General features: G+C 70.2%; 21 protein-coding genes. 11 read left to right on the top strand and 10 right to left on the bottom strand.

Translation table 11 applies throughout. The features are described from left to right. Window positions 1-70: 70 nt before the first annotated feature. Window positions 71-1,378 (bottom strand): D-arabinono-1,4-lactone oxidase, encoded by a 1,308-nt coding sequence (locus ACIRON_RS02190; RefSeq protein WP_402988347.1) that lies wholly within the window; start codon window positions 1,376-1,378, stop codon window positions 71-73. Between the two features lie 123 nt (window positions 1,379-1,501). Here ACIRON_RS02190 and ACIRON_RS02185 point away from each other — a divergent pair, with 123 nt between their 5' ends. From ACIRON_RS02185 to ACIRON_RS02170, 4 genes are all read left to right on the top strand, one after another. After that, on the top strand, window positions 1,502-2,626 hold the full coding sequence (locus ACIRON_RS02185) for an ABC transporter permease (protein ID WP_402988344.1): 1,125 nt from the start codon (window positions 1,502-1,504) through the stop codon (window positions 2,624-2,626). Beyond that, window positions 2,623-3,303 carry an ABC transporter ATP-binding protein gene (locus ACIRON_RS02180; protein WP_402988341.1) on the top strand — a complete coding sequence of 227 codons (681 nt, stop codon included), beginning with the start codon at window positions 2,623-2,625 and terminating at the stop codon, window positions 3,301-3,303. Before ACIRON_RS02185 ends, ACIRON_RS02180 begins: the two co-directional genes overlap by 4 nt. A gap of 18 nt (window positions 3,304-3,321) precedes the next feature. Continuing rightward, on the top strand, window positions 3,322-3,906 hold the full coding sequence (locus tag ACIRON_RS02175) for a TetR/AcrR family transcriptional regulator (protein WP_402988340.1): 585 nt from the start codon (window positions 3,322-3,324) through the stop codon (window positions 3,904-3,906). A gap of 127 nt (window positions 3,907-4,033) precedes the next feature. Beyond that, window positions 4,034-5,254, top strand: coding sequence for an amino acid deaminase/aldolase (locus ACIRON_RS02170; RefSeq protein WP_402988338.1), 1,221 nt, complete (start codon window positions 4,034-4,036; stop codon window positions 5,252-5,254). An 18-nt stretch (window positions 5,255-5,272) separates the two neighbouring features. Here ACIRON_RS02170 and ACIRON_RS02165 read toward each other — a convergent pair whose 3' ends face one another. Then, window positions 5,273-5,884: a TetR/AcrR family transcriptional regulator gene (locus tag ACIRON_RS02165; protein WP_402988336.1), complete on the bottom strand. Its 612-nt coding sequence runs from the start codon at window positions 5,882-5,884 to the stop codon at window positions 5,273-5,275. 98 nt (window positions 5,885-5,982) lie between these two features. Here ACIRON_RS02165 and ACIRON_RS02160 point away from each other — a divergent pair, with 98 nt between their 5' ends. Next, window positions 5,983-7,206 carry an alanine racemase gene (locus ACIRON_RS02160; protein ID WP_402988334.1) on the top strand — a complete coding sequence of 408 codons (1,224 nt, stop codon included), beginning with the start codon at window positions 5,983-5,985 and terminating at the stop codon, window positions 7,204-7,206. A gap of 4 nt (window positions 7,207-7,210) precedes the next feature. Here ACIRON_RS02160 and ACIRON_RS02155 read toward each other — a convergent pair whose 3' ends face one another. Both ACIRON_RS02155 and ACIRON_RS02150 read right to left on the bottom strand, forming a co-directional pair. Beyond that, a complete protein-coding gene (locus ACIRON_RS02155; RefSeq protein WP_402988332.1) occupies window positions 7,211-8,113 on the bottom strand; it encodes an endonuclease/exonuclease/phosphatase family protein in 903 nt (300 codons plus the stop codon). An 82-nt stretch (window positions 8,114-8,195) separates the two neighbouring features. Continuing rightward, on the bottom strand, window positions 8,196-8,957 hold the full coding sequence (locus tag ACIRON_RS02150) for a hypothetical protein (protein WP_402988329.1): 762 nt from the start codon (window positions 8,955-8,957) through the stop codon (window positions 8,196-8,198). Between the two features lie 160 nt (window positions 8,958-9,117). Here ACIRON_RS02150 and ACIRON_RS02145 point away from each other — a divergent pair, with 160 nt between their 5' ends. Beyond that, window positions 9,118-9,348 (top strand): hypothetical protein, encoded by a 231-nt coding sequence (locus tag ACIRON_RS02145; protein WP_402988327.1) that lies wholly within the window; start codon window positions 9,118-9,120, stop codon window positions 9,346-9,348. 75 nt (window positions 9,349-9,423) lie between these two features. On the opposite strand, the gene ACIRON_RS02140 is transcribed toward ACIRON_RS02145, so the two are convergent. Beyond that, window positions 9,424-9,876: a carboxymuconolactone decarboxylase family protein gene (locus tag ACIRON_RS02140; RefSeq protein WP_402988324.1), complete on the bottom strand. Its 453-nt coding sequence runs from the start codon at window positions 9,874-9,876 to the stop codon at window positions 9,424-9,426. A 152-nt stretch (window positions 9,877-10,028) separates the two neighbouring features. Here ACIRON_RS02140 and sigJ point away from each other — a divergent pair, with 152 nt between their 5' ends. Continuing rightward, window positions 10,029-10,910: an RNA polymerase sigma factor SigJ gene (sigJ, locus tag ACIRON_RS02135; protein WP_402988322.1), complete on the top strand. Its 882-nt coding sequence runs from the start codon at window positions 10,029-10,031 to the stop codon at window positions 10,908-10,910. A gap of 24 nt (window positions 10,911-10,934) precedes the next feature. On the opposite strand, the gene ACIRON_RS02130 is transcribed toward sigJ, so the two are convergent. The 4 genes from ACIRON_RS02130 to ACIRON_RS02115 are packed head-to-tail and all read right to left on the bottom strand — an operon-like array spanning window position 10,935 to window position 14,837. After that, window positions 10,935-12,197, bottom strand: a complete 1,263-nt coding sequence (locus ACIRON_RS02130; RefSeq protein WP_402988320.1) for an FAD-dependent oxidoreductase — start codon at window positions 12,195-12,197, stop codon at window positions 10,935-10,937. After that, complete coding sequence (locus ACIRON_RS02125; protein WP_402988318.1) at window positions 12,194-12,853, bottom strand: maleylpyruvate isomerase family mycothiol-dependent enzyme; 660 nt, start codon at window positions 12,851-12,853, stop codon at window positions 12,194-12,196. The genes ACIRON_RS02130 and ACIRON_RS02125 overlap by 4 nt, the downstream gene beginning before the upstream one ends. Window positions 12,854-12,858: 5 nt before the next feature. Next, entirely contained in the window at window positions 12,859-13,683 is an 825-nt protein-coding gene (locus ACIRON_RS02120) for a fumarylacetoacetate hydrolase family protein (protein WP_402988315.1), read from the bottom strand. Then, entirely contained in the window at window positions 13,683-14,837 is a 1,155-nt protein-coding gene (locus tag ACIRON_RS02115; protein ID WP_402988313.1) for a cupin domain-containing protein, read from the bottom strand. Before ACIRON_RS02115 ends, ACIRON_RS02120 begins: the two co-directional genes overlap by 1 nt. 127 nt (window positions 14,838-14,964) lie before the next feature. Here ACIRON_RS02115 and ACIRON_RS02110 point away from each other — a divergent pair, with 127 nt between their 5' ends. Together ACIRON_RS02110 and ACIRON_RS02105 are read left to right on the top strand one after the other, a co-directional pair. Further along, a complete protein-coding gene (locus ACIRON_RS02110) occupies window positions 14,965-15,738 on the top strand; it encodes an IclR family transcriptional regulator (protein ID WP_091044706.1) in 774 nt (257 codons plus the stop codon). A 52-nt stretch (window positions 15,739-15,790) separates the two neighbouring features. Further along, window positions 15,791-16,603: a hypothetical protein gene (locus ACIRON_RS02105; RefSeq protein ID WP_402988309.1), complete on the top strand. Its 813-nt coding sequence runs from the start codon at window positions 15,791-15,793 to the stop codon at window positions 16,601-16,603. A gap of 31 nt (window positions 16,604-16,634) precedes the next feature. On the opposite strand, the gene ACIRON_RS02100 is transcribed toward ACIRON_RS02105, so the two are convergent. Next, entirely contained in the window at window positions 16,635-17,543 is a 909-nt protein-coding gene (locus ACIRON_RS02100; RefSeq protein WP_402988306.1) for a hypothetical protein, read from the bottom strand. A 384-nt stretch (window positions 17,544-17,927) separates the two neighbouring features. Between ACIRON_RS02100 and ACIRON_RS02095 the strand changes: the two genes are divergently transcribed. Together ACIRON_RS02095 and ACIRON_RS02090 are read left to right on the top strand one after the other, a co-directional pair. Continuing rightward, window positions 17,928-18,800, top strand: a complete 873-nt coding sequence (locus tag ACIRON_RS02095) for a S1 family peptidase (protein WP_402988303.1) — start codon at window positions 17,928-17,930, stop codon at window positions 18,798-18,800. Window positions 18,801-19,015: 215 nt separating this feature from the next. After that, window positions 19,016-19,888, top strand: coding sequence for a S1 family peptidase (locus ACIRON_RS02090; protein ID WP_402988300.1), 873 nt, complete (start codon window positions 19,016-19,018; stop codon window positions 19,886-19,888). Window positions 19,889-19,966: the final 78 nt, after the last annotated feature.

Below are 19,966 nucleotides of genomic sequence, written 5' to 3'. Positions count from 1 at the left end.
CGAGTCGGCTCGTCATGACGAGCCGACTCGGCAGGGATTACGTCAGGATGCGCCGAGTCGGCGGTTTTGATCAGGAGCCGAGGACCTGCTCGAGGTAGGGGTTGCCGAAGATGCGCGAGGGGTCGAGCTTGTCGCGAACCGCGACGAAGTCGCCGAACCGCGGATAGCGTTGGCCCAGGTCAGCGGCGGTGAGGGTGTGCATCTTGCCCCAGTGCGGACGCCCGCCGGCCTCGCCGGCGATGCGCTCGAAGGTCGCGAAGTACTCCTCGCGCCACGGCGAGGACGGCGCGGTGTGGATGGCGATGTAGACGTTCTCGCGCTCGAACCCCGTCGACAGCGGGATGTCGTCGGCGCCCGCGACCCGGACCTCGACCGGGAAGGAGATGTTCCACGACGAGGCCTCGACCGCACGCTGCAGCTCGGCGAGGACCTCCATGCCGACGGCACGCGGGACGGCGTACTCGCTCTCCACGAACCTCACCTTCCGCTGCGAGGTGAAGACGCGGTAGGAGATGTCGGTGAACTCGCGTGGCGAGAGGGCCGAGGCGGCGAAGCGGGCCAGCGGCTTCACCAGGCCGGGGACCCGGAGGCCGAGTCCGACGGTCGCTCCGAACGCGGTGTTGGAGAGGAGCTCGTCGTCGAACCACCCGCGGACCCGGCTCACCGGCTCCAGCGGCGTCTCCGGCAGCGGCAGCCGGGTGTTGTGCTTGGTCAGGACCCGGGTGGTGTGCGGGAACCAGTAGAACTCGAAGTGGTCGGTCTCCGACGCGTGCGAGTCGAAGGCGGCCATCACCTCGGCGAGCTCCCCGTTGCCCTCACGCGCGCGCAGCGCGAAGAGCGGTTCGGTCTGGAGCGTGACCTCGACGATGATCCCGAGCGCGCCGAGCCCCACGCGGGCGAGGTCGAAGATCTCCGGGTTCTCCGACGCCGAGCACGAGACCACGGAGCCGTCGGCGAGGAGCAGCCGGAGGCCGCGTACCTGGGTCGCCAGGCCGCCGAAACGCACTCCGGTGCCGTGGGTGCCGGTCGAGATCGCCCCGGAGATCGACTGCTCCTCGATGTCACCGAGGTTGGTCATCGACAGGCCGAGCGCCTCGAGCGCGCGGTTGAGGACCTTGAGCCGAGTGCCGCCGCGCACCGTCACCAGGCCGGTCGTCGCGTCGGCCCGCACGACCCCGGACAGCCGGTCCAGACTGACCTGGACGTCGACCGGCGACCCGATCGCGGTGAACGAGTGTCCCGCGCCGATCGGCTTGATCCTCCGCCCGGCCTCCGTCGCTGCCACGACGACCGCCGAGAGCTCTGCCTCGTCGCGAGGCACGACGACCTCGACCGCTCCCGCCTGCTGGTTGCCTGCCCAGTTCTGCCACTCGCTCACGCGGCAAGGGTGTCGGGTCCGGAGCCGACGGTCAACGTCCTGGAGAAGGGCGACCGCTTGGATTTTAGCGACAACATGTCGCTATCATCGCGACATGTTGTCGCCAAAGTTCGGGAGAAGCCCGTGTTCCTAGCTCTACGTGAGATCGCGTTCGCGCGCGGTCGCTTCGTCATCATGGGTGCGGTGGTTGCGCTCATCGCCGTCCTGATGGTCCTGCTCAGCGGGCTCTCCGTCGGTCTGGTCAACGACGGCGTCTCCGGCCTGCAGCGGATGAAGACCACCTCGTTCGCCGTGCAGAAGGACGTCGGGAAGGACTCGGCGTTCTCGCGCAGCGTCATCAGCAGCGCGGCGGTCGACACCTGGGCCGACCAGGACGGCGTCGAGGAGGCGGCCCCGTTCGGCAACGCCCTTGTCAACGGCCGAACCAACCGCGACGTCGACATCGACCTGGCCCTCTTCGGCATCGAGCTCGACTCCTTCCTGGCGCCGGAGGTCACCACCGGGACCGTGCTGACCGGCGCCCCGGACGAGGTCGTCGTCAGCGCCACCGCCGCGGAGGAAGGCGTCGAAGTCGGCGACGTCATCACGGTCGAGCAGACCGGCGCCGACCTGAGGGTCGTCGGAGTGATGGCCGACCAGCACACCTTCGGCCACGTCGACGTCGCCTACCTCCCGCTGCGCACCTGGCAGGAGATCCGTGCCGGTGTCCGGGAGGGCGACCAGGTCGCCGACCGGGTCTACGACGAGATCACCGCTGTCGCGGTCCTCGGCAAGGACGCCGACCTCGCCGCTGGGGACGAGGCGGCCGGCACCACCTCGATGACCACCGAGGAGTCGTTCGGAGCCTCGCCCGGCTACACCGCGGAGACCTCGACCCTCAGCCTCATCCAGGGCTTCCTCTACGCGATCTCCGCGCTCGTCGTCGGTGCATTCTTCACCGTCCTCACCATTCAGCGCAGGAACGAGATCTCCGTGATGCGGGCGATCGGCGCCAGCACCAGGTATCTCCTGCGTGACAGCCTCACCCAGTCGGTGATCCTGCTGACCGTGTCGGCCGCCGTGGGGGTCGCCCTGGGCGTGGCGATGGGCGCCCTCCTCGCTACGACGGCGATGCCGTTCGCGCTCGAGGCCGGGCCGATCGCCGCTGCCACCGGCTCGCTGCTCGTGCTCGGCGTGCTCGGGGCGGCCGCTGCCGTCGTACTCATCGTCCGGGTTGACCCGTTGACCGCGCTGGGAGAGAACCGATGACCGCCCACACCCTCGTCCTCGACCAGGTCAGCCTGGTCCACAGCGACGGCGACGAGACGATCACCGCGCTCGACGGCATCGACCTGCGGGTCGCCCCGGGAGAGATCGTGGCGATCGTCGGGCCGTCCGGCGCCGGCAAGTCCAGCCTGCTGGCCGCCTCGGGCGGGCTCATCAGGCCCACCTCGGGCACGGTCACCGTGGGCGGCGCCGACCTCGCCGGCCTCTCCGGAAAGCAACTCACCGAGCTGCGGCGTACCCGCATCGGGTTCGTCTTCCAGACGAGCAACCTGGTCCCCGCGCTCAAGGCGGTCGACCAGCTTCGGCTGCCGCTGACCTTCGGCAAGGTCCGGGACCCCCGCGACCCGATGGAGCTCCTCGAGGAGGTCGGGATGGCCCACAAGGCCAAGCGGCGTCCGCACCAGCTCTCCGGCGGCGAACGCCAGCGTCTCGGCATCGCTCGTGCCCTGGTGACGAGGCCGCAGGTGCTGTTGGTCGACGAGCCGACCGCGGCGCTGGACCGGCAGCGCAGCCAGGACGTCGTGGCGCTGCTGGCCAAGGAGACCAAGGCCCAGGGGGTCGCGACGATCATGGTGACCCACGATCATGAGGTGCTGCACCACTGCGATCGCGTGCACGAGATGATCGATGGCAGGCTGGGGGAGCCCGCACCCCGCTGACCGATGAGAGGATGGCTCGTGCCCCGGATCACTGCCCCGACCGTTGTCGCACATCGCGAACAGCAGCTACGTGCAGTGCTCGACAGTGCGCGAGCCATCCTCGGTGAGACCCGGACGGCGCCCACCCTCGCCGCCACCGCCGAGCGGGCGGGCATGGCGCGCTCGAGCATCTACCGCTACTTCTCCTCCAACGCCGACCTCCTGGCCGCGATAGTCGACGACGTCTTCCCGGAGTGGGCGGGTCATGTCCATGACCGCGTCGAGGAGGCGGGTACGCCGGGGGAGAAGGTCTGGGCCTACATCTGCGCCAACCTCGACCTGTTCACCTCCTCCGAGCAGGACGTCGCCAGCGCGCTCACCGAGGTCGCCGATCCGCGGATGCTCAAGGAGCCGATGGAGGCGTTCCACGCCGACCTGCAGAAGCCGTTGGTCGCCGCCCTCGCCGCCCGCGGCGAACCCCGCCCCACCGCGATGGCCGAGGCGATCGAAAGCGCGCTCGTACGGGTGGCTCGCAGCGTCGGATCGGCGGAGGACCCGCTGAGCAAGGACGAGGGGCTCGCGCTCCTCCGGAGGATGCTCGGCGGCTATCTGGGCCTGGCCTGAGGGCCTGGACCGACCAGTCGCGACGTGCGGGCCGAGGTTGTCGATGGCCCGGCCCAGGGCCACACGGCGGAACAGTTGGTTACCTGGCGTTGACGTGAGTGCCTCGCGGGGCATAGACACTTGCGTCGTGGTCAAGCCCTCTATTCAACGCTCCCACCATCTCTCCGCCCAGCAGCACGAACGGCTCGACCGGGCGACCGCCTGCCTCGACGGACCCGTCGGGGCGGTGGACCTCGCGGCGTTCGACGCCAACGCCGACGATCTCGTGCGCCGTGCGGCCGGCACCCCGATCCGGGTTGCGAGCAAGTCCGTACGCTGCCGGGCGCTGATCGACCGGGTGCTCGCCCGCGAGGGATATGAGGGGATCCTGGCCTTCACGCTGTTCGAGGCGTTGTGGCTGGCCGAGACGCACTACGACGTCGTCGTCGGCTACCCGACCGTCGACCGAGCCGCGCTGGCCACCCTCGCGAAGGACGAGGAGAAGCTCGCCCGGGTCACCCTGATGATCGACAGCGCCGAGGGGTTGTCGCTGGTCAAGGCCGCGATCGGCACGCCCGCCGCCCCCGTACGCGTGGCCATCGACCTCGACGCCGCGCTGGTCATCGCGCGCCGCATCTGGCTCGGCGCCCGCCGCTCCCCGGTCCGCACCCCCGAGGACGCCGTCGCCCTCGCCCGGATCGTCGCCGAGGACCCGGACTTCCAGCTGGTCGGGCTGATGGCCTACGAGGGCCAGGTCGCCGGCACCGTTGACCGGCCGCTCGGCGGCAACCCGCCCGCGCCGGTCATCAGGAGGATGAAGAAGGCCTCCATCGCGGAGATCACCGAGCGCCGCGGGAAGATCGTCGCCGCCGTACGCTCGCTGACCGACCTCGAGTTCGTCAACGGCGGTGGCACCGGCTCGATCGAGTCCACCCATGCCGACCCCTCGGTGACCGAGATCGCGGCCGGGTCCGGCCTCTACGGCCCGACCCTCTTCGACCGCTACGACGGCTTCACGCCCCACCCCGCGGCGTACTTCGGGCTGAGCGTCGTCCGCCGTCCCGCGCCCGGCATCGTCACCGTCGCCGGTGGTGGCTGGATCGCGTCGGGCCCGCCCGGACTCGATCGCGTCCCGAGCCCGACCTACCCCTTCGGGCTGGAGTACGTCGGCACCGAAGGCGCCGGGGAGGTCCAGACGCCGCTGCGCGGGCATGCCGCCGACGAGCTCGCGATCGGTGACAAGGTCTGGTTCCGGCACGCGAAGGCGGGTGAGGTCTGCGAGCGGCTCGACGCGCTCCAGCTGATCGAGGGCGACTCGATCATCACGGTCGCGCCGACATATCGGGGCGAGGGCCAGACGTTCCTGTGACCTGCTGGGTCCTGCTGGTCAGGCCGGGTCGCCCAACAGCATGACCCAGCTCTCGGTGATCAGCTCGCACATGCGGTCGTGCTCGACACCCCAGAACCCGTCCGCCCAGCGCTGGAACAGATAGTCGAGCTGGCTGACCGCCAGGGCGCCGCGCATCCGCCGGCTGTCGGCGTCGAACCGGTCCGCCTTGTCCAGACCCGTGCTGACGTCCTCGATCGTCTCGTCCGTCCAGGCATCGACGATGCGGGTGAGATCGGGATCGACGGCCTGGGCGGCCCGGGCGATCGTGACGATCGGACGCACCTCCGGCCACCTGGCCATGGCCTGCCGGATCCAGGCGCCGAGCTGCTCGCTGGTGCCGGCCGCCACCGCGTCGGCGAGGCCGCCGAGCGAGCTGTCCCGTGGGGAGCGGAGCTGGACCAGCTCGTCCTCGAGGCGCTCGGCGATCAAGGCCTTGATGACCTCGGACTTCGAGGGGAAGTAGGCATAGAACGTCACCCGGGTGGTGCCTGCCGCCGAGGCGATCTCGTCGATCGTCGTGGCCGCATAGCCGCTCGCGACGAACCGATCCATCGCCGCGTCCAGCAGGAGCCGGCGAGTCATCGCCCTCTGAGCTGCACGGTTGGCCATGGCGTCACGATAAGCGACGCCGATACCTGCCCGGGGATTTCCACGGTTTCTCGAAAACTCGATGTCTGACGGCTGGGCCGTCGGTAGGTTCTGTCTCGATGGACGATCATGTGACTTGGGCGGACAAGGGCTTCTGGGAACCGGGGGAAGCCGTCGATCTCACCACGTACGCAGCCTCCGGCCGCAACCTCTTCGACGGCTCGTTCACCTGGCCGGCGATGGTGCTCAAGCAGAGCGCGCTGGAGCACAACATCGCGACCCTCGCGGCCTTCGCGGAGGAGCACGGCCTGCTGTTCGCCCCGCACGGCAAGACCACGATGGCGCCCTCGCTCTACCAGCGGCAGCTCGACGCCGGCGCGTGGGCGATCACCGTCGCCTCGCCCAGCCAGGCCCTGGTCGCTCGCCACGCCGGCGTACGCCGGGTCATGGTCGCCAACGAGATCCTCGACCACAGCGCGCTGAGCTGGGTGGCCTCCGAGCGCGCGGCCGACCCCGAGTTCCTCCACCTGCACTGGGTCGACTCGGTCGAAGGTGTCGAAGCGGCGGCCGAGGCATCGGCACTGGTCGGCGTCGAGGACCGGCCGATGGCCGTGCTGATCGATCTGGGCTTCCCGGGCGGGCGCACGGGCTGTCGCTCCGTCGAGGAGGCCGTCGAGCTCGCCCGGCTGGTCGACTCCACCCCGGGCGTACTCCTGGCGGGGGTGGCCGGCTACGAGGGCGGGCTGCACACGGCCGAGGCGGTCGGTGACTACTTCGACGGCCTCAAGGAGCTCGCCTCGACCCTCTTCACCAAAGGCCTGGTCGCCGCCGACGCCATCGTCTCCGCAGGTGGCAGCGCCTTCTTCGACGTCCTCGCCGAGCGCTGGTCCGCGGGTTGGCCGGATGGGATGACGCCTCGCCGGGTGCTACGCAGCGGTGCGTACGTCTCCCACGACCACGGGCTCTACGCCGACGAGACGCCCTACGGCCGCATCGAGGGCACCCTGGACCCGGCCATCGAGGTGTGGGCCCAGGTGATCTCAGCCCCCGAGGAGGGACTGGTCATCGTCGGCATGGGCAGGCGGGACGCGCCGTACGACTACGGCCTTCCGGTCCCGCTCGCGGTGCGGCGCAACGGCTTCCATGGAGCGGAGCCGCTCGAGGGCACCGTCGAGAAGCTGGCCGACCAGCACGCCTTCCTGCGCACCGATGCCGGACTGCGGCCGGGCGACCTGGTCAGCTTCGGGATCTCGCACCCGTGCACGGCGTTCGACAAGTGGCGGCTGATCCCGGTCGTCGATCTCGACTACACCGTGACCGACCTGGTCCGGACGTACTTCTGAGGGCTCAGGCGATGCCGGAGAGCCGCACTCTGACCTGGTAGAACGCGCCGTGGTCGGTGGCCCTGCGCGCCGACGGGCCGGAGTAGACCCGGTAGCGGTCGGGCCGCAGCGACGGGCTGAGGAAGGCCTGGTCGATCGGCGCCCGGCGGGCGGTGGCGCACTTCTCGTGCGTCGCGAGCGGACTCACCAGACCGGTCCCGGCGGAGGTCAGGTCGCACAGGATGTCGTTGCGCTGGTTGAAGTCACCGGCCACGACCATCGGCACCTCGGCGCGCGCGACCGCGTCCTTGACGATCCGGGCGTTCACGTCGCGCCACTTCTTCTGTCTGGGCGCGGAGGGGAGGGTCGCCGGGAAGTGCACGGGCAGGACCCCGACGCGCTGTCCCGAGGAACGCTCCTCCAGCACCACCACAGGTGCGGTGACGCGGGCTCCGTGGCGGTAGTACATGGTGACCGTGTCCTTGCTGACCAGCCGGAACACCGAGCGGCGGTAGAAGACCGCGTCGTCGGTGGCGTCGGGCGTGGAGACCAGCGCGTACTCCCGGCCGAACGACTCGAAGGCCTCCCGCTGCGGCGCCTCCACCTCGGCGAGCACGCCGAAGTCGATGACCGTACGCCGCAGGTGCCCCACCACGATCCGCATCCGCGGCACGCCGTCGAGCCGTCCCGCGGCAGCGCCTCCGGGAGCGGTGTGGTGGTCGGCCCAGGCGTTGAGCCAGGCGAAGCGCTGGAAGCCGGGTTGCACCGGTGCGGCCTGGGCGACCTTGATGGTCGGGCCGGCGGAGGCGGTCGTCGGGACGAGGAAGCTCAAGGTGGCGGCGATGACGCCGCACAGCGCGACCGCGGGCACGACGGCGCGCAGCATCTTGGCCCGACCTGGACCCGAGGAGATCAGCGTGGGGGACACGCCTACCGACGGTATGAGTCCGTCGTGTGCGCCGAACCAAACGCTTTCGAATACTCGGGAACCCTCGGGTGAACTCCGGCGTCTACAGGTCCATGAAGATCAGGGCGCCCGCGATGTCGGCGGTGCCGTAGTGGAGGTAGTCGTCGACGGTCTCCTCCGAGACGCCCTTCTGTGCGGTCACGAAGCCGACGACGACCGCCTTGGCGGAGTCCTTGGCGACCCACTTCCCGATCACGTCGTCCGCGACGAGGCTGCCGGTGGGCAGGTCGATGTCGGTCTCCTCGACCGACTCCGCGGCCGCCGTCGCTTCCGCCTCGCTGTCGAAGACGTAGATCACCCGGAGCATCCGCAGCTTGCCGCCCTCGGCGTCGTGGATCCCCATCGCGGCGTAGCGGCAGCCCTTCTTCTCCAGGGCCGCCGACGCGATCGGCCCGCAGTCCGGGTAGTCCTGGGCGGCCACGTACGTCGCGTTCATGCTCACGTCGCCGAGCTTGAACCTCCAGTCACCCTCGAACAGGTCCGCGGCCAGCCCGCCTGGGGCAGGGGCGGTCGCCGACGTGCTCGGCGTGGCCGTCACCGTCACCGGCCCCGGCTTGCCGGTCGGATCCTCCTCGCCGCTGAGCAGGACGATGGCGGAGGTGATGATCACGCCGATCACCAGCACCCCGGCGATCGCACCGAGCCCGATGACGATGGGCCACGGGTTGTGCGGCTTCTCCGGCGGCGGTCCTCCGGCGCCGAACGAATTTTCGTTCGCCGGCCAAGCGGGCTGGGTCTCGAGGTTCGGCGCCGGAGGCATCGCGCCGTACCCCTCCGGTGGAGGAGGTGGTGTCGGTGTCGTCATCGTTGTCCTGAGTCCCCTGCCCGAGTAAAGAATCCCGTGGGAGAAGCGTTCCCACGTAGTTCCACGATTCTCTCGTACGTCCCAACCGCCGCTGCTACTTTCTGCGACGCGCCAACGGGTGGGCGCCATCGTGCCCCCACGTCTCTGCAAAGGATCTCTCATGTCTCGTCGACCAGCCGCGTACGCCTCAGACCGTGCGGACCGCAAGATGGAGACCAAGTGGAAGGTCCTCATCGCCATCGGCGCAGTGCTGGCGATCTGGGTGATCCTCGAGCTGCTCGGGTTCATGGCCGACGTGGTCATCGGGGGATTCCTGCGGAGCTATCCGATGGCCCTGGCGACCGTCGCGCTGGCCGTCGGCTACCTGCTCGGCCGCGACAGCAACCGGTAGGCCCGAAAAGTAGTCCGGGACGTTCCTGTCCATTTACCCGCGGGTAATGGGCAGAAACGTCCCGGACTACCCCGCTCAGGGGGCGACGGGGTAGTGGCTGGAGATGGCGATCCGGTTCCAGGTGTTGATCGCGATCGCGACCCAGGTGAGCGCGGCGATCTGCTTGGCGTCGAGGATGCTCTCGACGTCGACCTTGGGAGCGGGGGCGGTGTGCAGGTCCCCGATGCGGGTGATCTGCTCGGCGATGGTGAGGGCGGCCTGCTCCTCGGGGGTGAAGTACTGCGACTCCCACCAGGCGGCGACGACGGCGAGGCGGTTGGTGGTCTCGCCGTTCTTGAGGGCGTCCTGGGTGTGCATCCGCAGGCAGAAGGCGCAGCCGTTGATCTGGGAGGCGCGAAGCTTGACGAGGTCGACGGCGAGCCGGTCGATGCCGGCGACGGTGATGGCCTCCTCGACCGCCTCTTCGACGGCCATCTGGGCCTTGTACGCGGCGGGGAAGAGCTTGGTGACGTTGACGTTGGCGAGCATCGGGGTCCTTCGGGTCCGGCCCGCCACAGTGCGGGCACTCAGCAGGTTGACGAGGTGGCGGACGCGAATGTGAGGTCGCCACCTCACATTCGTGCTGTCTGCCTCGTCACAGTGAGCGAGGGCCGGAGAAAGTGCCGGAGAAAGGTGCCACGATGCCTGACATGGACGACCTGGGTGAGGTGATGGTCGAGCGCCGCCGTCTGATCGCGCTCGCCTACCGCCTGCTCGGCACGGTCGAGGAGGCCGAGGACGCGGTCCAGGAGACCTACCTGCGGTGGTACCGCCTCTCCGACGAGGAGCGGGCGGCGATCGACAACCCCTCCGGCTGGCTGAGCCGGGTCGCCAGCCGGGTCTGCCTCGACGTGCTCAAGTCGGCGCGTTCGCGCCGGGAGAGGTACGTCGGCCCGTGGCTGCCCGAGCCGGTCCGCCCCGGCTTCCTGGGAGCGCCCGAGGATCCCGCGGACCGGGCGACCCTGGACGACACGGTGAGCACCGCCCTGCTGGTGGTGCTCGACGCGATGACCCCGGCCGAGCGGGTCGCGTTCGTGCTCCACGACATCTTCGCGGTCCCGTTCGGCGACATCGCCGCGGTGGTCGGTCGCTCCCCGGCCGCGGTGCGGCAGCTCGCCGCCTCGGCGCGACGCCGGGTCGCCGAGCAGCGCGCCGACGTCGCCCCGCTGCCCGAGCACGACGACGTCGTCCGTGCCTTCGTCTCGGCGACCGCGGGTGGCGACCTCGGCCGGCTGGTGACGCTGCTGGACCCGTCGGTCGTCCTCCGCTCCGACGGTGGTGGCCGGGTCAGCGCGGCCCGCAACCCGATCAGCGGACCGGAGCGGGTGGGCCGGTTCCTGCTCGGCGTGCTCGGCAAGCACCCGACCTGGACGATCAGCACCGAACCCACCGCCGACGGCCTCGGGTTCACGCTCGTCGAGGACGGCGCTCACCGCGGGGTCGCCAACCTGCGGGTCGTCGGCGGCCGGGTCACCGACGTGTGGATCGTGCTCAACCCGGACAAGCTCGGCGCCTGGCGCTGACCTCGGGCCAGGCCCGGACCAGACTCAGACCAGGGACGCGTCCGCGGTCCCGAGCGGGATCGGCCGGAACATCTCGGGCTCGTCCTCCGGCCACAGCGCGGTCGTGGAGTAGAGCCAGTCGATCATCGAGTAGTCGCCGGTCTCCCGTGCCCGGAGGAGCGCGTTGCGCTGCTCGCGGGGACGCCCGTCGAGGTGCCAGAGCACACCCCATGCGCGGGAGGTCTCCACGACGCGGCGGCAGTGCTCGGGACGTACGGCCTGGTAGGCCGTGAGCGCACGGTCCCAGTCGACCGAGCCGTCCTCGGCGCGGAGGCGCTGGACGTGCTCGCCGAGCACCCAGCCGTCCTCGATGGCCATGATGGCGCCCTGGGCGATGTACTGCAGCGGGGGGTGCGCGGAGTCGCCGAGAAGCGCGACGCGGCCGTGGACCCACTGGTCGATCGGGTCGCGGTCGTACATCCGCCACCACTTGTCGCGCCACATCTGCGCCAGTCCGTCCTGGATGAACGGGGTGGTGGCGGAGAAGGCGGCGTCGAGCTCGTCCGGCGTGCCCCAGTCCTCCTCGCCCGCGAGCGCCTTGGGCGACTCGAAGACGGCGACCTGGTTGAGCAGCTCGCCGCCGCGCAGGCCGTAGTGGACGAAGTGGCAGTCCGGGCCGATGTGCACGACGACCTCGGCGAGGTCGACCTCGGCCCCACGCCCGGAGTCGGTCGGCATGGTGCCGCGATAGGCGACGTACGCCGAGGAGACCGGCTGGTCGCCGACGAACTTGTAGCGGGCGGGGGAGTGCAGACCGTCGGCCGCGATCACGAACGGCGCGGTCTGGGTCGAGCCGTCCTCGAGGTGGACGGTCGCCTCGTCCGAGCCGGCCGTGTAGTCGACGATCTTCGCGTTCGTGACCAGCTCGACGCCCGCCTGCGAGGCCGCCCGCAGGAACATCGCGTGCAGGTCGGAGCGGTGGATCACCAGGTAGGGGTAGCCGTAGCGCTCCTCCATGTCGCGCAGGTCGAGCCGGGTCAGCTCCTCGCCGGAGACCGCGTCCCGCATCACCATCGCCTCCGGGACGACCCCGAGCGACCGGGCCTCATCCAGGAGCCCGTAGTCGTCGAGGATGCGCGTGCAGTTGGGCGCGAGCTGGATGCCCGCACCCACCTCGCCGAAGGCGGACGCCTGCTCCAGCACCCGGACCCGCAGGCCCTGACGGGCCAGGGAGTACGCCGCGGAGAGCCCGCCGATGCCGCCGCCGACGATGATCACGTCGGTCGCCTCGGCCGATGGGCGCGTCACAGCCACGGTCCCAGCTCCGGTGCGTCGACGAGGCCGTGCGGCCGCCCGGCGAGCCAGGCGGCGACCTCCGGCAGCGAGCCCGTGACGCCGCGCAGGTCGTCGTCGGTCAGGCCCCGCTTCGCGCGGATCTCGCCGGCGAGGGCGAGCAGGAAGTCGTCGGGCAGGTCCGCGAAGGTGATCCCGACGCCGAGGTCGACGGCGTGGACGAAGACCTCGCGGGCGCGCATCCAGGGGACGTCGCTCGCCTTGCGGGTGACCAGCTGCGCGGTGATCACCTCGTGGTCCCACTGCTCGGGGCTCAGCCGGTCCATGGCCGCCTCGAGCTCCCCGACGCCGCGGAGATACCAGGCGCGGAGCTCCTCGGCCGGACGGGTCGCGGCCGCCTCGATGTCGGCGTTGCGCTGCTCGGGGGAGGCGTACATCCGCTTCTCGACGCCGGTCTCCGCCCAGGAGAGGAGGTTGCCGAGGGCGTCGGCGTTGGCGGCGACGTGGCCGACCAGGTGCTTGCGAGTCCAGCCCGGCAGCTGCGAGTCGGCGTCGAAATCGGCGACGGAGAGGCCGTCGACGCCGCCGGTCAGCAGAGCGGTGCCCTCGGTGACCCAGCGGCGGGCGTCGACGAACGTACGCGTCGGGGTGGTGCCGATCAGGACGGACATCGCGGTCAGCCCTTCACGATCGTGTTGGTGAGGGTGCCGATCCCCTCGACGGTGATCTCGACGGTCTCGCCGCCCCACAGGAACTCCTGCGGCGAGCGGGCGTGCCCGACCCCGCCGTTGGTGCCGGTGAGGATCAGGTCACCGGGGCGCAGCGTGGTGATCGTGGAGACGTACCGAACCAGGGCGACCGGGTCGAAGAGCAGGTCGGAGGTGTTCGCGCTCTGCTTCTCGACGCCGTCGACGGTCAGCCGCGTGGCCAGCTCCGGGCGTACGCCGCCGGGCAGCTCGTCGGGGGTGACGACGTAGGGGCCGACGGGCGTGGTGGCCTCCCACATCTTGCCCTGCAGCCACTCGCGGGTGCGGAACTGCCAGTCGCGGACCGAGTAGTCGTTGGCGGCGGTGAAGCCGGCGATCGCGGCGACGGCCTGCTCCTCGTCCGCATGGCGCACGGTCGAGCCGATCACGATGGTCAGCTCGCACTCCCAGTCGAGCTGCTCGGTCTCGGCCGGCTTGGTCACCGGGTCGTTCGCGCCGGTCAGGGTGTCGGCGAACTTCGCGAACAGCACCGGGTACTCGGGCAGGTCACGGCCCATCTCCTCGATGTGGCTGCGGTAGTTGAGCCCCACGCAGACGACCTTGCTGGGCTGCAGGACGACCGGCGCGAAGTCGGCCGCCTCGACCGGGTAGGTCACCGAGCCGCCAGGCAGGTCGGGCGCACCAGCGGCCAGGTACGCGCCCAGGTCGGGGTAGCCGAGGTCGACGAGCTGATCACCGTCGAGTCGGACCCCGCGGGTGCCGTCTGCGGTGCGGATGGTGGCGAACTTGGGCATCAGGAGTCCTTCTGGGTGCGGTTGAGCCGGAGTGCTTCGAAGACGGGTGCGTCGGAGAAGCGGAAGAGGTCGAGTGCGCCGGAGTCCGAGTCCGACGCGCCCGCCTCGGATCTGGCCGAGAACGGCTCCCACGAGGGAACCACGAACAGGTCGCCGCGGGACACGGTCCAGGACTTCGTACCCACGGTGACGACGCCGGAGCCGTCGAAGACCTGGTAGACGCTGGACCCGGTCTCGCGCAGCGGCGCGGTCTCGACGCCGGTGGCGATGCGGTGGAACTCGGCGCGCATCGTCGGCAGTACGTCCCCGCCGGTGGCCGGGTTGGTGTAGCGGACCGCCGCGTGGCCGGGCTCGACGGTGCCGCCGTAGCCCTCCTTCTCGAGCGCGAGCTGGTCGGCGAGGGCCCGGTCGGTGAACTCCCACTTGTACGAGAGCAGCGGGCTGCCGGGGGCGGTGTGCGTGACCGCGACCGGCGAGAGGCCCGGGTGGCCCCACAGCCGCTCGGAGCGGGAGAGGTCGGGCGTGGTCCGCTCGGTCTCGGAGATCTCGTCGCGGCCGAACTCGAAGAACTGGGACTCGGTGGCGTACTGGAACGGGATGTCGAGGCCGTCGATCCAGGCCATCGGCTCGGAGGTCGCGTTGTGGTGGGCGTGCATGTTCCAGCCGGCCTGGGGGAGGAAGTCGCCGCGGTTCATCGGCACCGCATCTCCGCCGACGACTGTCCACACGCCCGAGCCCTCGACGACGAAGCGGAAGGCGTGCTGGGTGTGGCGGTGCTCGGGAGCGTCCTCGCCGGGCATGAGGTACTGGATCGCGGCCCACAGCGTCGGTGTCGCGAACGGGCGGCCACCGAGGGACGGGTTGGCCAGCGCGATCGCGCGGCGCTCGCCGCCACGGCCGACGGGCACGATCTCGCCGGCCTGCCCGGCCAGGCGTAGGAGGTTCTCCCACTTCCACAGGTGGGGGACGGCGCGGCTGCGCGGGTGGGCAGGCATCAGGTCGCCGATCTCGGTCCACAGCGGGACCAGGAGCTCCTGCTCGAAGCCGCGATAGAGGGCTTCGAGCGCGGGCGAGACGGTGGGCTGGTCCTCGGCCTCGACTGCCTTCAGCCTCACCGGCGAGGCGGACGTGGTGGGCGCGGGCGTGGTGTTCATGGTCACAGAGTGCTGGTTCCAGGCGTGAAAGAACGAATAATTCTGTTCTAAAGAACGACAGGCTCGGTCAATCTCCTGCGGAGCCGAGCGATAGGTGCTTGGTTTGGTGTGATCAGGAAGAGGTGGGATGGACAAGCCGCTCAAGACACGGCCCCCGTATGCGATCACCAGCGTCGACCACGCGCTCAAGCTGGCGGCGATCCTTCAGCTCGAAGGCCGCTTGACCGTTTCGGAGGCAGCGGCTCGGCTCGACGTGGCCCGCTCCACCGCCCACCGGCTGCTGGCGATGCTGGTCTACCGCGACTTCGCGGTCCAGGACGAGGACAAGGTCTACCGGGCCGGACCCGTGCTGGAGCTGGCCGCCCACTCCCGCTCGACCGCGTCCCGGCTCCGCCAGGTGGCGATGCCGCATCTGCAGCGCCTGGTCGACCTGCTCGGCGAGTCCGCCAACGTCGCCGTGCGTGCCGGCGACACCTGCCGCTTCATCGCCTCGGTCGAGTCGCCCCAGTCGCTCAAGGTCGGCTCCCGCGAGGGCATGGTCTTCCCCGCCCACCGCACCACCGCCGGCCTCCTGCTCCTGGCCCAGATCTCCGAGGACGAGCTCGCCTCGATCTACTCCCGGGAGAGGTACGCCGACCACCTGGCCGACCGCCCGGACGTCGAGGCGCTGCGTACCGAGCTCGAGCGCGTACGCCGCAACGGCTTCGCGTTCAACGACGGCCGCTCCGAGCGTGGCGTGGTCGCGGTCGGAGTTCCGGTCCGTGGTTCCGCGGGCGACGTCGTCGCCGGGATGTCGATCTCGATGCCCAGCGTCCGCTACGACAAGGAGTCCCTGCCGAGCGTCGTCGCCACCCTGATGTCCGGCGCAGCGGCTCTGGAGCGTGACCTGAGCCAGGGGTGATCTCCGTCAAGTTGGTGCCGGTAGCGTCGGTTCGCGAGTTAATCTGGGCCAAATGAGCGACACCCCGCCCTCCGTCGAGACCCGAGGAACGAAACCGGCCCGCATCGACTGGCTCGCGACCACCGCGGGTGCCCTTGCTGCTGTCACCTCGGCCGTGCTGCTCTCCACGCTCGGTGCCGTCGGCACCCTCGTCGGGGCGGCGGTCGGCAGCGTCGCGGCGACGATCGGCACCAACCTCTACTCCCAGTGGCTCGCGAAGAGTCACGAGAAGGTGGTCAGCGTCCACGCCCTGGCCCGGTGGCGGTCTGCTGGGCTCGCCGGCGCACGGGCCGGCTCGGATCCTGTGTCCGAGCAGGCTTCGGACTCCGTGGCCGAGGCGCCCGAGGTGGCGGGTGTCGCCGATGTCACCGAGGGCGGCGACGCTGAGCCGATGCCGTCGTGGCGCGAGCGCCTCAAGGTGCTGCCCTGGAAGCGGATCGCCCTGCTCTCGCTGGCGATGTTCGTGGTCGTGGTCGCCGCGATCACGATCTTCGAGCTGGTGGCCGGGCGCAGCGTCAGCGCGATCGTGGGCGATGGCGACAGCAGCACGACGATCTCCCGGGTGACCGGTGGCGGCTCCGACAAGCGCGACGAGAAGAAGGGCGAGGACCCGTCGCCGGGCGCCACCGCGACTCCCGAGGAGTCCGCGAGCGCCGAGCCCTCGGAGTCGGCCGAGCCATCCGAGACGGCCACGACGGAGGCGACGGAGACGCCGAGCGCCGAGCCGTCGGCCTCGACGGACTCGAGCGCCGAGCCGTCGGCACAGCCCAACGAGGGCGGCGGCGTCTCGGCAGAGCCGTCGCCCACGGAAGAAGCCTCCCCCTGATCAGGAGACCAGGCGACTCCGTGAGCCGGGCTCACATCCGGAAGAGGATCTCCGCGCCGAGGTCGGTGTTGCCGTAGGAGGTGTACTCCTTGCCCTGGGCCTCCGTGATGGCGTCGCTGGCCGTGACCATGGTGTAGACGACGTACTTCCCGTAGTCCTTCACCTTGAACCAGCCCTGGGTGTAGTCGGGCAGGGAGGCTTCCGCGGGCGGGATCACGTGCCGCGGCTCGATCTTCTTGGCGGCCTCGCCGGCGGCCTCGACGGTGCTGAAGTCGTAGATGAAGTGCGTCATCCGCAGGTTGCCCCGCTGAGCCTTGTAGGAGACCCGCACGGCGTAGTCGCAGCCGAGGCTGCGGATCGCGGGCTTGAGCGTCGCCTTGCAGCCGGAGTAGTCCTTGCCGCTCAGGTAGCGGGCCTTCAGGGTGACGTCGCCGTAGGTGAACTCCCAGGGGCGAGGGACGTCGGCCTTGGCGAGGTGTTCGGGGCCGATGGTCGAACGCGAGGTGGTGGCGCCGTCGCCGGGGTCGGCCGGGGAGCTGGTCCCGGGCCAGTCGGGCTTGCCGCTGGACTCACCGCTGACGTCGGAGCTTCCGCCGCCCTGGCTGGCCGACCCGCTCGGTGTCCTGCCGGCCGAGGCCGTGTCGCTGGCGGTCGGTGCCCCGGCGGTCGTGGCCGCGTCGTCGCCGCGGGTGAAGAGGGCGTAGACGACCACCCCGCACACGACGACGAGCGCGAGGGAGACGGCGATGGTCAGGACCTGGCGCAGCGGCCCGCCCTGGCCGGCTCGCTCCTTGCGGGCGTTGAACGCCGGTCGGTTGCCGCCCATCTCCTCGGAGAGCCCGATCAGGCGCTCGTTGTAGTCGAAAGGGGCAGGCTGCTTCTGCGGCTCCTCGTCAGGCGCGCCCGAACCGGGGGAGCCTGGGGGCGGCGGATACGGCATGGGGTTTGTCTACCATCTATCAACGGTCGCCACGCCGAAGGTATGGAAGACGGACGAAATCCCGCCCGATTCCCCGCTCGGGCAGCGAGATGAACACGGATACCCACCGTACGCGGCCGGGGACCCGGGCACCTACAAGTTGGCAATGCTTACCCAATCCTCTGCTGTCGTGGCCGCGCCGAAAACCCTGCGGAATCGCGTGTTGCTGCATTGCAAGGATTCGATGAACGAGTCTTTGCAATGCAGATTCTTGGGGAATCGAATGTGGTGCGAGGCAAAGGAAAGAACACGAAACTCAGTTACCTGCCCCCGGTAAACAGCGAAACCCGTGGTTTCGGGGGCAGAAGCCCGCAACACGTGGGCCTTTCCCCCAGGAGGAGACGTATGAGGTTCGAACGCACCACCTTCCGTCCCCGCACGATCGCCGCGCTCGCCGCGGGTGTGGGTCTCGCGGCCTCCGCCGCCGTGGCCGTCCCGGCAGCCGCCGCGGACGCCGAGTTCAGCAAGACCGAGGTCGCGTCGGTCAAGTCGGCTGTCGCCGAGTCCGCCCCGGTCGGCTCGTCGTGGTACACCGACCCGGCCACCAACAAGGTCGTCGTCACCGTCGACGAGACCGTCTCCAAGGCTGAGATCGCCGAGGTCAAGGAGGCCGCGGCCGAGAAGACCAGCCAGGGCGACCAGGCGGTCACGGTCAAGCACACCAAGGGCGAGTTCACCCCGCTCATCGGTGCCGGTGACGCCATCTACGGCGGCGGCTACCGCTGCTCGCTCGGCTTCAACGTCAAGGTCGGCGGGGCCGACTACTTCCTGACCGCGGGCCACTGCACCAACGACGTCTCGACCTGGTACGCCAACTCGTCGCAGAGCACGCTGCTCGGCTCGACCGCGGGCTCGAGCTTCCCGGGCAACGACTACGGCATCGTCCGTTACAACTCGACCATCTCGAAGTCCGGTGGCTTCACCGCGGGCACCGCTCGGGTCGGCCAGAGCGTCACCCGCGACGGTTCGACCACCGGTGTCCACACCGGCACGGTGACGGCGGTCAACGCCAGCGTCCGCTACGCCGAGGGAACCGTCAGCGGCCTGATCCAGACCAACGTGTGCGCCGAGCCCGGTGACTCCGGCGGCGCGCTCTACTCCGGTTCGACCGCGCTGGGTCTGACCTCCGGCGGCAGTGGCAACTGCAGCTCCGGTGGAACGACCTTCTTCCAGCCGGTGACCGAGGCGCTCAGCGTGTACGGCGCCACCATCTACTGATCAATCACAGGTACGCCGCGGGGCGAGGTGGTTTGAGCCACTTTGCTCCGCGGCGTACGAATTTTGGTCGAACTGCGAAAGTTTTTTGCCGACGACTGGCCGTTGGGGTGTCGACAACGACATACTCACAGTGATCGTGTTCGGGCACATCGCGGTGGTCGTGCACGTGGCGCGCGCTACCGGGGCGGGCGCCTGGGTCGTCCCAGGAGGAACGCATGAGGTTCACCAGGTCACGCAGCCGTCTGCTCGCGGCAGCGGTCGGTCTAGGGCTGGCGGCTACCGCCATGGCCACGCCGGCGGTCGCCGAGCCCGCGGAGACCGGGGTCGGAGCCAAGAGGCTGGCGGCCGCCTACGCCGCCGTCGACGCCGCGGTCAACAGGTCCGCGCTGTCCGGCATCGCCTGGTACACCGACGAGGCCACCGGCAAGGTGGTCGTGACCGCGGACTCCACCGTCCCCGCGTCCGCGCTGAGCAGGCTGACCGAGACCGTCGGAGCTGCTGCCGACGCGGTCACCATCAAGCGCGCCAAGGGCGAGTTCAAGCCGTTCCTCGGCGCCGGCGACGCGATCTACGGGTCGGGCTTCCGGTGCTCGGTCGGCTTCAACGTACGCAGCGGCGGCACCCACTACTTCCTCACCGCCGGCCACTGCGCCGAAGAGGTGGGGACGTGGTACACCAACTCCGGTCGGACCACCCGGATCGGGCCGACGGTGAAGTCGAGCTTCCCGGGCAACGACTACGCGCTGGTGCGCTACGACAACACCTCGCTGACCCACCAGGGTGGCTACTCCGTCGGCGATGCCCGCGTCGGCCAGCGGGTCACCCGCGACGGCTCCTCCACCGGCGTGCACTCCGGCCGGGTCGAGGCGCTCGACGTCTCGGTCCGCTACCGCGATTCAGGCACCGTCCGCGGCATGATCCAGACCGACATCTGTGCCGAGTCGGGCGACTCCGGAGGCCCCCTCTACGCCGGCTCGACCGCACTCGGGATCACCTCGGGCGGCTCCGGTGACTGCGAATCGGGCGGCACCACCTTCTTCCAGCCCGTCCGCGAGGCCGTCAACGCCTACGACGTACGCCTCTACTGACTCGCCACGCTGGTCGAGCCGCCGGAGCCGCTAGGCGGAGGCGTGTCGAGACCAACACGGTCCCGTCCGCGCTCGGGG

The organism is Nocardioides sp. NPDC101246, from assembly GCF_044767415.1.
Taxonomy (GTDB): domain Bacteria; phylum Actinomycetota; class Actinomycetes; order Propionibacteriales; family Nocardioidaceae; genus Nocardioides.
Note: the sequence above shows the minus strand (reverse complement) of the source record. Positions and strands in the feature narration are given on the sequence as shown.

Coding starts and splice junctions, on each gene's coding strand:
- ACIRON_RS02180 (WP_402988341.1), top strand. CDS start 2,623: ATGACCGCCCACACCCTCGTCCTCGACCAGGTCAGCCTGGTCCACAGC.
- ACIRON_RS02165 (WP_402988336.1), bottom strand. CDS start 5,884: ATGGCCAACCGTGCAGCTCAGAGGGCGATGACTCGCCGGCTCCTGCTG.
- ACIRON_RS02160 (WP_402988334.1), top strand. CDS start 5,983: ATGGACGATCATGTGACTTGGGCGGACAAGGGCTTCTGGGAACCGGGG.
- ACIRON_RS02150 (WP_402988329.1), bottom strand. CDS start 8,957: ATGACGACACCGACACCACCTCCTCCACCGGAGGGGTACGGCGCGATG.
- ACIRON_RS02145 (WP_402988327.1), top strand. CDS start 9,118: ATGTCTCGTCGACCAGCCGCGTACGCCTCAGACCGTGCGGACCGCAAG.
- ACIRON_RS02140 (WP_402988324.1), bottom strand. CDS start 9,876: ATGCTCGCCAACGTCAACGTCACCAAGCTCTTCCCCGCCGCGTACAAG.
- sigJ (WP_402988322.1), top strand. CDS start 10,029: ATGCCTGACATGGACGACCTGGGTGAGGTGATGGTCGAGCGCCGCCGT.
- ACIRON_RS02125 (WP_402988318.1), bottom strand. CDS start 12,853: ATGTCCGTCCTGATCGGCACCACCCCGACGCGTACGTTCGTCGACGCC.
- ACIRON_RS02120 (WP_402988315.1), bottom strand. CDS start 13,683: ATGCCCAAGTTCGCCACCATCCGCACCGCAGACGGCACCCGCGGGGTC.
- ACIRON_RS02115 (WP_402988313.1), bottom strand. CDS start 14,837: ATGAACACCACGCCCGCGCCCACCACGTCCGCCTCGCCGGTGAGGCTG.
- ACIRON_RS02110 (WP_091044706.1), top strand. CDS start 14,965: ATGGACAAGCCGCTCAAGACACGGCCCCCGTATGCGATCACCAGCGTC.
- ACIRON_RS02105 (WP_402988309.1), top strand. CDS start 15,791: ATGAGCGACACCCCGCCCTCCGTCGAGACCCGAGGAACGAAACCGGCC.
- ACIRON_RS02100 (WP_402988306.1), bottom strand. CDS start 17,543: ATGCCGTATCCGCCGCCCCCAGGCTCCCCCGGTTCGGGCGCGCCTGAC.
- ACIRON_RS02095 (WP_402988303.1), top strand. CDS start 17,928: ATGAGGTTCGAACGCACCACCTTCCGTCCCCGCACGATCGCCGCGCTC.
- ACIRON_RS02090 (WP_402988300.1), top strand. CDS start 19,016: ATGAGGTTCACCAGGTCACGCAGCCGTCTGCTCGCGGCAGCGGTCGGT.